Raw genomic sequence first — 7,831 nt, forward strand, 5'->3', positions numbered from 1 at the left:
CAGCGTTCGGATTAATTTTACAATCTACCTTATGAATACTAATAATCCCGAAGTTCAAAGAACAAATTCTCTTTCATTAGCCAAAAAATTATCTGATGACTTTACAAACCCAATTATTGTAAAAATCATTTCCCGTCACCATAAACTTCAAACAAACAAAGATGAAACCCAGATAAAAGTATCAAGAACTTTTTTAAGTGAGCTTAAGCTTCTTGCTTACCTGGATAATGCAGAAGTAGTTAGTGTTATAGAAAAAGCACTTGAAAATTTGAGCCGAGTTCATTATGGAATGAATAATTTTTATAACGAACCGCCATTTGCAGAACGGCTAGACGAAATAGTAAGCCAAATAAAACCTATTCCAAGTGTTATTAGGGAAAGTTTCATTAATGAAATTTTGACTTGCTATTTTGGCAATCAATATGGTGTCTCTGATGCTGCTTTACCTTTTTATAAAAAAATGATTCAAAATTTAACACCCAAAGAGATTGATTATCTATTGCGTTTATTAATCAATAAAAATGAAGAGGTCAAAGAAATTCTTAGGAAAAGTTGGAAGAAACAGCTGTTGACCGAGTTGATTGAATCAATCATGCCTAATATTAAGGGCAATGATGATTTAACAAATATTTATAAACAATTCTTAAAGCAATATGAGATTACTAATTCTTAGAAAAGCAGTAGTTGATTAAAATCAACTACTGCTTTTTTGATCAAGCTAAATTAGCTTGCGCCGTTTGCGCAAAACTCCGCCTGAAAGGCTCCTGCTGAAGGCATGCTCATGATGCAAAATCATTCGGCCGACAGCCCCTGTCTGGAAGACTTTTTTACTCAAATTCCGATAGAAATTTTGAGTAAAAACGCGAAGCTTTGCCAAAAAGTGGCTAGCCAATCGGCTAACCATTTTGGCATTGCACAGCGAACTTGGGGGTCAAGGGGGAGCGTTAGCTGTTCCCCTTGCAAGCACCGCAGCTGCCACAAACGTAGTCTTGTGGCTAGCATGCGGGTTGCTTGCCAATCCTCTGTTATTCGATTATCATTAGGAGGTCATCAGCCGTCGGCTGATCCGACTTTTGATATCTCGAATAACTTTACCGCAGGGCAACGGAGGTGGGACTCGTGAACGAACCACAAAATCTGGCTAGCACAAAAAAGACGACTCAGGTTCATCGTCAGGCTAGCAAACAAATTAATTTTCGGGTGAGTGAACCGGACTATTTAAAGCTGGCGCGTTCCGCGCAAACTTTAAATCTGTCCGTGCCGGCTTTTGTCAAAAAGAAGGCCCAGGGGGCGCGCTTAGTTGCCCCTAAGATTGCTGCCCAAGATGCCCAGAACATCACTCATCAGTTAGCTAAAATTGGCGGTAATCTTAATCAATTGGCCCATCATGCTAATCAAGGTGGTCAAATCGATCCCCAAGCATTAAAGGATTTACAAAACGAGGTGCAACGCGTATGGCAACAACTCACATAAAACGTTCCACCAGTGCATCTAGGTTAGTCAATTACGCTGAAAAACGAGCCATCAAAAAAGATGGCCTCAATTTAGATATTCAGTACGCTAAAAGCGAATTTAAACAAGTGCGGGCCGTCTATGGCAATCCTGGTAAAACCCAAGCGTATGCCAGCCGGATTGCCTTTAGCCCGTTGGAATTTAATCCGCAAGATCCTCATGATCAGACAACGGTTTTAGCCGTTGCCAAAGAAGTTTATGCCAAAGCCTATCCCAATCAACAGGTGGCCCTTTATGAACATGCCGATACCGATTCGTTACACGTCCATGCCGTCATTGGCGCGATTAACCTGGAAACCGGGCAAAAAATGCACGGTAATTGGCACCAATATCGCGATCACTTAGTCCACATCACGGATCAAGTGTGCCAGGAAAATGGCTTAATGGTCACCCGGCCCGATCCTAACCGTCACGAGAAACGCTCAATGGCCGAAATTAAGCTCCGGGCTAAACAGCAGCCCACTTGGAAAGATCAAATCCGCCAAGCCGTCGATCACACCATGCAGAACCCCCTGATTCGCGATTTTCAGGCCTTTCAGGACGACTTGAAACAACAGGCAGTTAAAGTATGGGAACGGGGCAAAAATCTCACCTATCAGCTATTAGGGACCAATTACAAGTCTCGGGGAACCAAACTCGGGCTTGATTATGAAAAGGAGACGATTTTTAATGAGTTGGCAAGCCGACAAAACCAAACAAGAACCAACCAGCAACCAGAACGAACCGTTAACCCAACAATTGACCCAGCTCAATCAGACCATAGCCGAACTCCGGAATTACCAGGGCACTCAGATTCAACTGCAAGCCACAGCCAAAACGTCCCTCGATCAACAACTTCATCAGATCGAACAGACCGCCCAACAAGTCAACCAACAGTTTCAGACGACCTTAAACAACTTAGACAGCAGCAACGCCAGCTCGCAGGCCCAATTAAAACAGACCTTACAAAGCGCCTACGCAGCATTCCAAAAGCAGACCAACCTGATCAGTCAGGAAAATCTGACCGCGCTCAAACAAATTCAAACCGAACAAGCCAAAAAAAACCAGCGCCTCAGCCAACTCAGCGACCAAGTGAACCAGACCATTCAAGAGACGATGGCCCAAGTCGCTGATCAAATGGATCAGCAGTTACAAACCACGAAAAAGCGGTTCTCGTGGTATGAAATTAAGAATTATCTGCTGGCTGTGATCCCGACTGGTATTCTGACAGGCCTTATTTTCTGGTTATTGACCAAGTATTTCGGTTAGTTCAAGTTAAGCTTTCAGGTTTCTGCGTCCTCAATTGCTGACAATTTTATTTCAGGGTTAAACCAAATTGGCGTTTTATTGACATGAATTTAGGATTTTGAAACCAATTAGCGTATTTTTTCGCTTATTATTGGCTATATTTATCGTTTCTAAGCCATTTTAAATCAGCTCTGGTGTATTTATATGCCAGTTAACTAAAACGGCTGAGAAACGATTTTAGAGCTAATCTGAAATGACCCCTTGATTTTTGAATTCTTCTGAGTGTTGCGCCCGATATTTAGCCCCAGCTAGTTTATTCCAGTAAATACCGAACAGATTCGTCATGGTCCCGTACAAATAGTTTTCCACGTCCTTAACATGCTTCTCGTTACTTCTGAGCACGTTAAAGTATCTTCTCAAGGTCTTAGTTATCAGTGGTTTAAGCGTATCGTCACCTAAATTAATTTTGACTCCTAAGGCTTGATGTTCTTTTTCGAGGTTGTTTTTAGCATTCAAAATGATGCGGATAAAGCGTCGCATTTGTTGTGGTGTTCGACACCAGAAACTGAGCAGTTGAATGGCTTCGGGTTCTAAGAAGACTTCCCAGCCACTTTCTGGATCGGTTAAAAACTCGTCAGCATGTTTTACTAAATCCCGGTTTTGGGTTTCAATTTCAGCTGGTGAAAAGTTAGTGCAAGAAATACCCCACAATCGTTAGACTTCTTGTCTAACAATTGTAGGGCACTTCACATCGATGACATCGCTGGCCGTGTCGGTGCTGGGCAAATCAACGAAAAGGTCGATTTTACTGAGACAATCACTTAGTAGATCGGTCAGCTGCGAAAGCGGCTTGCCGTTTTCATCGGTGATCACGACCTGGCGATGATTGAGGGGCTGGTGCTCGATCTGAATCATTTTCAGCGCATGATAAACATTCAACTGGCTCACCTCGATATGGTTACCCCGATTGTAGGCAATCTGGCCCGAAAAAACAATCTTTAATCATGCTCTGGGGCTACCGGCGGGCGATGCCAACGCAGCCACAGTTCTTTGATTCCAGACAAAATGAGGGTCGGTAGCGCCGGGATGAAGACTACCGCAGCATACAGCGTGCTAGAAAGTGGCGCGGTCCCCATCACTTCGTTGAAGAACGGCATGATGGTGACAAGTAATGAAGCCACCGCCGCGAAAGCCACTGCCAGCAGCAACTGATAGTTTTCAAACGGGTTGCGGGCGAACAAAGTGCGGGTGCTACGCGCGTCGAACACATGCCACAGCTGGCCAAACACCAGGGTCAAAAATGCGAGGGTTTGCGCTTCTGCGCCGCTCATGCCTTGACTGGCAGCCCAGATGAAGGCGACATACACGAGCCCACCCATCACAATACCGCGCAGGAAGATGCGCCCGAGCATGCCATGCAAAATGGATTGTTTCACATTGCGCGGCGGCTGGTTCATGAGGTCGGCTTCTGGCACATCATAGCCGAGGGCAAAGCTCGGTAAAGCATCGGAAATCATGTTCACCCACAGCACCATCAGCGCCGTTAATGTTGGGGTGGTGGCCGCCACTTGGCCGACGGGTTGCGTCATCAGTAGCACGCCGAACAGCAGCGCCAACACCTCGGCGACATTGGTGGTTAACTCATGCCGCATAAAGTTTTTGATATTGCCAAAAATGGTGCGGCCGGCGCGGACACTGCGCTCGATGGTGGTGAATTTATCATCCAGTAAAATCAGATCTGCGGCGTCTTTGGTGACTTCGGTGCCATTAATGCCCATGGCAATGCCAATGTCAGCAGCGCGTAAGGCTGGCGCGTCATTGATGCCATCACCAGTCATGGCCACGGTTTCGCCATGCCGCTGCAAGGCGCGCACGATGCGCTGCTTGTGTTCCGGCGACACCCGGGCGTATACGCGGATGCTTGGCGCGAGCCGGAACAAATCTTCATCGGTCATGGCTTCCAGCTGCTTGCCTTCCACTACCCGGGCGCTAGGGTCGGTGACAATGCCCAGCTTTAAGGCAATCGCGCGGGCGGTGACTGCGTGATCGCCGGTGATCATCACGACCTGAATACCGGCTTGGTGCAAGGTGGTCACACTTTGGCGCACTTCCGGCCGCGGCGGGTCAATGATGCCGGCAATGCCTAGTAAGGTCAGGTGCTGCTCAAGCTCAGCGGTGCTACCATGCAACGCCAGGTCCTCGTCGATGTCACGCAGCGTTACCGCCAGCGTCCGCAGCGCCTGTTCGGCAAAGCGGTTGACCTGCGCTTCTACCGCAGTTTGACCAGCTGGCAATGTTACGAGTTGGTCGTGGTCCAGAATGGCATCAGTTTTGGCTAAAATCACGTCTGGCGCACCTTTAGTCAGCACCTGATACTGGTCGCCATCTTTAATGACGACACTCATCATTTTACGGTCGCTGTCAAACGGCAGTTCGCGAATGATGTCGATGTCCTGCGCCTGGTCTTTGCTCAAAATCGTATCGCGATCGATACCAAATTTGTGGCCCATCACTACCAGCGCTACGTCGGTGGGGTTGCCATACGGGCGGCTGCGGCCTTCGTCGTCGGTTTGAATCGCCGCTTCGTTATTCAGGACAGCTGCCATCATGAAGCGCGAAAAGCCGGGGGTGTCGGCTTCGTCATCAGGGATGATTTCGCCTACTGGTTCATAGCCGTCGCCTTCCACCACATAACTGGCGCCATTGGCATAAAACCGGGTGACAGTCATTTCATTTTTGGTCAAGGTACCAGTTTTATCTGAGGCAATGTAGCTGGTGGCCCCTAGGGTTTCCACACTGTTCAGGGACTTGATCAGACCGTTGTTTTTGGCCAGCATCGTGGCCCCGACCGTGAGCACAATTGACAGCACCGCCGGTAGCGCATCGGGAATCGCGGCCACCGCCAAGGCAATCGCCGTAGAGAGGGATTCGGCCAGCGCAGCGAAGGAGAGACTGCCAGTTTGCTGATAGGCTTTCAAGAGCTCCACCAGCAACGTGAACGCCACAATCACCATCGCCACCATCATCAGTTTGGTGGTCAGGCGCGCAATGGTGCGTTCAATCGGGGTCTTTTTGTCCTTGACTTGATCCAGCAAGGTGGCGATTTTGCCCAGCTCGGTTTGCATGCCGGTCGCAACCACCACCCCGAGGCCGTTACCATGCGTCACTGTCGCACCAGAAAAGCCCATGTTGGTGCGGTCACCGATTTGCACGTCAGCGCCCAATGCGTGGGTTTGTTTTTGCACAGGTTCCGCTTCGCCGGTGAGGTGGGCTTCATTGGTTTGCAGCTCGGCGACATGGAGCCAGCGAACGTCGGCTTCGATGAAGTCGCCGGTTTTGACACTGACAATATCGCCAGGCACCAGCTCGGTGGCTGGCACCGTCAGCCAGTCGCCATCGCGCAGGACCTTGGCGTGGTGATCCGCCATCACCTTCAGGGCGTCCAGGGATTTTTGTGCGCTTTTGGCTTGCCAGAAGGAGAGGCCGGCATTAACGAAAATCAGCAGCAGAATCGCAATGCTTTCATACACTGCCGCCATACCATGGCTGGGGTCGTGGCGCACGAAGAAGTCATAGCCGGCGCTGGCCCAGGCCAATAGCACGGCTATGAATAAAATAATCACCAAAGGTTCTTTCAAGGTGGCCAAAAACTGGCGCCAGGCTGGTAGGGGCTTGCTGGCGGCCAAGGCGTTGGGGCCATGCTGGGTGAGCCGGGCCTGTGCTTCTTCACCGGTGAGGCCGCTTTGCCGGCTGGTGGCCAAGCGCTTTAGGACATCTGCTTTGTGTTCGTTGTAAGGGGTCATAAGTTTCCTCCAATAAGAAAAGACCGCACCCAAGAATCGCTTTCCTCCCCGAGAAAGCTTTCTTGAGCACCGCCCAACCGAATTTTTTGAATTAGTTACCTTTTATTGCTAGTTTAAAGGATACCTAATGTTGCTGTCAAAAGATTTGGCCCGGGCCGCCGGTGGCGTGGGCAACGTGCACGCTTCTAGTCGCTAAACTGTGAACAATGCTCGTGCTAAATGCAAAACTGAGCAAGGAGATGAACTATAAGCGGGGGACCCTTTGTTATTGAGGAGGAAGGCGAAGTAGAGAAAGAGCGGTGATTTGAACTCGAAACAGCGGCGCCTGCGCAGGCGCCGCTGTTTGCGGTAAAAGGTTACTGACGCTGTTACGACTAGCGTTCAGCGCGCGACTGCTTGTGGGGGTGGTCGCCTGCCAGGACGTAACCGGCGCCGCAGGCTAGCAGCACTGTCAGATTAATCGCCAGCAGCAGATACTAGACAGCTTCTTATATTTTGAAAAAAAGACAAGAAGATATTATTAATCGTCCTGGCTTCGTTATTTAGCCCTCTAAGAGCCTGTTGAGGGCTTTTTGTTTTTGCTTTGGTATAAATATATATATAAACAGTCTCAAAACCGCTAAAAACGAAAAATAAGGCTCTTAAAAACGAACATAGCAGTTGAATTCTTGTTAAGATTCAGAAAAGCTAACTGTTTGCTGTCAATGGTAGCGGACGAGCAAAGCGTGGGAGCATAAGGAATTGACAGCTCTAAACCAGTCTTTACACTGAAATGGCGAAAGCCAAAGTTTCTACAAAACTTTGCTTTCCTGCCTAACGGCGAGTGAAAAAGCAGTCAAGCTGGCTCAGCTTGGACGGGGTTCGGGGCGTCAGCGCCCGAATTAATGTGGCTTGCCACACCTTTTAAGCAACGAACAGCGTGAGGCGCAAGGAGCTGTGCGACTGGAGTTTAATGTGAGCCGTTTTTTGGCTCACTCCTTTGTGTTTTTTTGTTTTAGGTTTGTATCTCGTACAGTGGTGCCTCTTATATACCTCTTTTATAAACCTCTTTTAAACCTCTTTTAGACCCCTATTGCACCTTACTCTACCAAGACATACAGAAGTTTATCAACGAGGTTTTGTCTGTTTATCAACGAGGTTTTGTCTGTTTATCAACGAGGTTTTGTCTGTTTATCAACGAGGTTTTGTCTGTTTATCAACGAGGTTTTGTCTGTTTATCAACGAGGTTTTTAATAGTGATCGTTGATAAACAATCGTTGATTTTATATAATAGTTGTGGAGGCGTAATT

The 7,831-nt window shown here is 48.1% G+C and carries 5 protein-coding genes and 2 pseudogenes; 4 read left to right on the plus strand and 3 right to left on the minus strand.

Annotated features, from left to right (window positions below; genetic code table 11):
* The first annotated feature begins 31 nt into the window (after nt 1-31).
* The 4 genes from AB3217_RS10850 to AB3217_RS10865 all read left to right on the plus strand — a co-directional run bounded on the left by AB3217_RS10850 (nt 32) and on the right by AB3217_RS10865 (nt 2,760).
* Nucleotides 32-673 carry a hypothetical protein gene (locus AB3217_RS10850; RefSeq protein ID WP_367366155.1) on the plus strand — a complete coding sequence of 214 codons (642 nt, stop codon included), beginning with the start codon at nt 32-34 and terminating at the stop codon, nt 671-673.
* Between the two features lie 446 nt (nt 674-1,119).
* Entirely contained in the window at nt 1,120-1,473 is a 354-nt protein-coding gene (gene mobC / locus AB3217_RS10855; protein ID WP_020923869.1) for a plasmid mobilization protein, read from the plus strand.
* Nucleotides 1,455-2,624, plus strand: a complete 1,170-nt coding sequence (locus AB3217_RS10860; protein ID WP_367366156.1) for a relaxase/mobilization nuclease domain-containing protein — start codon at nt 1,455-1,457, stop codon at nt 2,622-2,624. The genes mobC and AB3217_RS10860 overlap by 19 nt, the downstream gene beginning before the upstream one ends.
* 4 nt (nt 2,625-2,628) lie before the next feature.
* Nucleotides 2,629-2,760: a hypothetical protein gene (locus AB3217_RS10865; RefSeq protein ID WP_257885482.1), complete on the plus strand. Its 132-nt coding sequence runs from the start codon at nt 2,629-2,631 to the stop codon at nt 2,758-2,760.
* Nucleotides 2,761-2,982: 222 nt separating this feature from the next.
* On the opposite strand, the pseudogene AB3217_RS10870 reads toward AB3217_RS10865, so the two are convergent.
* The 3 genes and pseudogenes from AB3217_RS10870 to AB3217_RS10880 all read right to left on the minus strand — a co-directional run.
* Nucleotides 2,983-3,429, minus strand: a pseudogene (locus tag AB3217_RS10870) (replication initiation protein RepA); the annotation flags it as partial.
* A gap of 60 nt (nt 3,430-3,489) precedes the next feature.
* A pseudogene (locus tag AB3217_RS10875) lies at nt 3,490-3,678 on the minus strand (hypothetical protein); the annotation flags it as partial.
* A 59-nt stretch (nt 3,679-3,737) separates the two neighbouring features.
* On the minus strand, nt 3,738-6,542 hold the full coding sequence (locus AB3217_RS10880; protein ID WP_367366157.1) for a cation-translocating P-type ATPase: 2,805 nt from the start codon (nt 6,540-6,542) through the stop codon (nt 3,738-3,740).
* Between the last annotated feature and the right edge of the window lie 1,289 nt (nt 6,543-7,831).

Origin of the sequence: Pediococcus parvulus, from assembly GCF_964063155.1 — a bacterium.
Taxonomy (GTDB): Bacteria; Bacillota; Bacilli; order Lactobacillales; family Lactobacillaceae; genus Pediococcus; species Pediococcus parvulus.

Excerpts from the sequence above, each read along its gene's own strand:
- AB3217_RS10850 (WP_367366155.1), top strand. The coding sequence starts at position 32 with ATGAATACTAATAATCCCGAAGTTCAAAGAACAAATTCTCTTTCATTA.
- AB3217_RS10860 (WP_367366156.1), top strand. The coding sequence starts at position 1,455 with ATGGCAACAACTCACATAAAACGTTCCACCAGTGCATCTAGGTTAGTC.
- AB3217_RS10865 (WP_257885482.1), top strand. The coding sequence starts at position 2,629 with ATGGATCAGCAGTTACAAACCACGAAAAAGCGGTTCTCGTGGTATGAA.
- AB3217_RS10880 (WP_367366157.1), bottom strand. The coding sequence starts at position 6,542 with ATGACCCCTTACAACGAACACAAAGCAGATGTCCTAAAGCGCTTGGCC.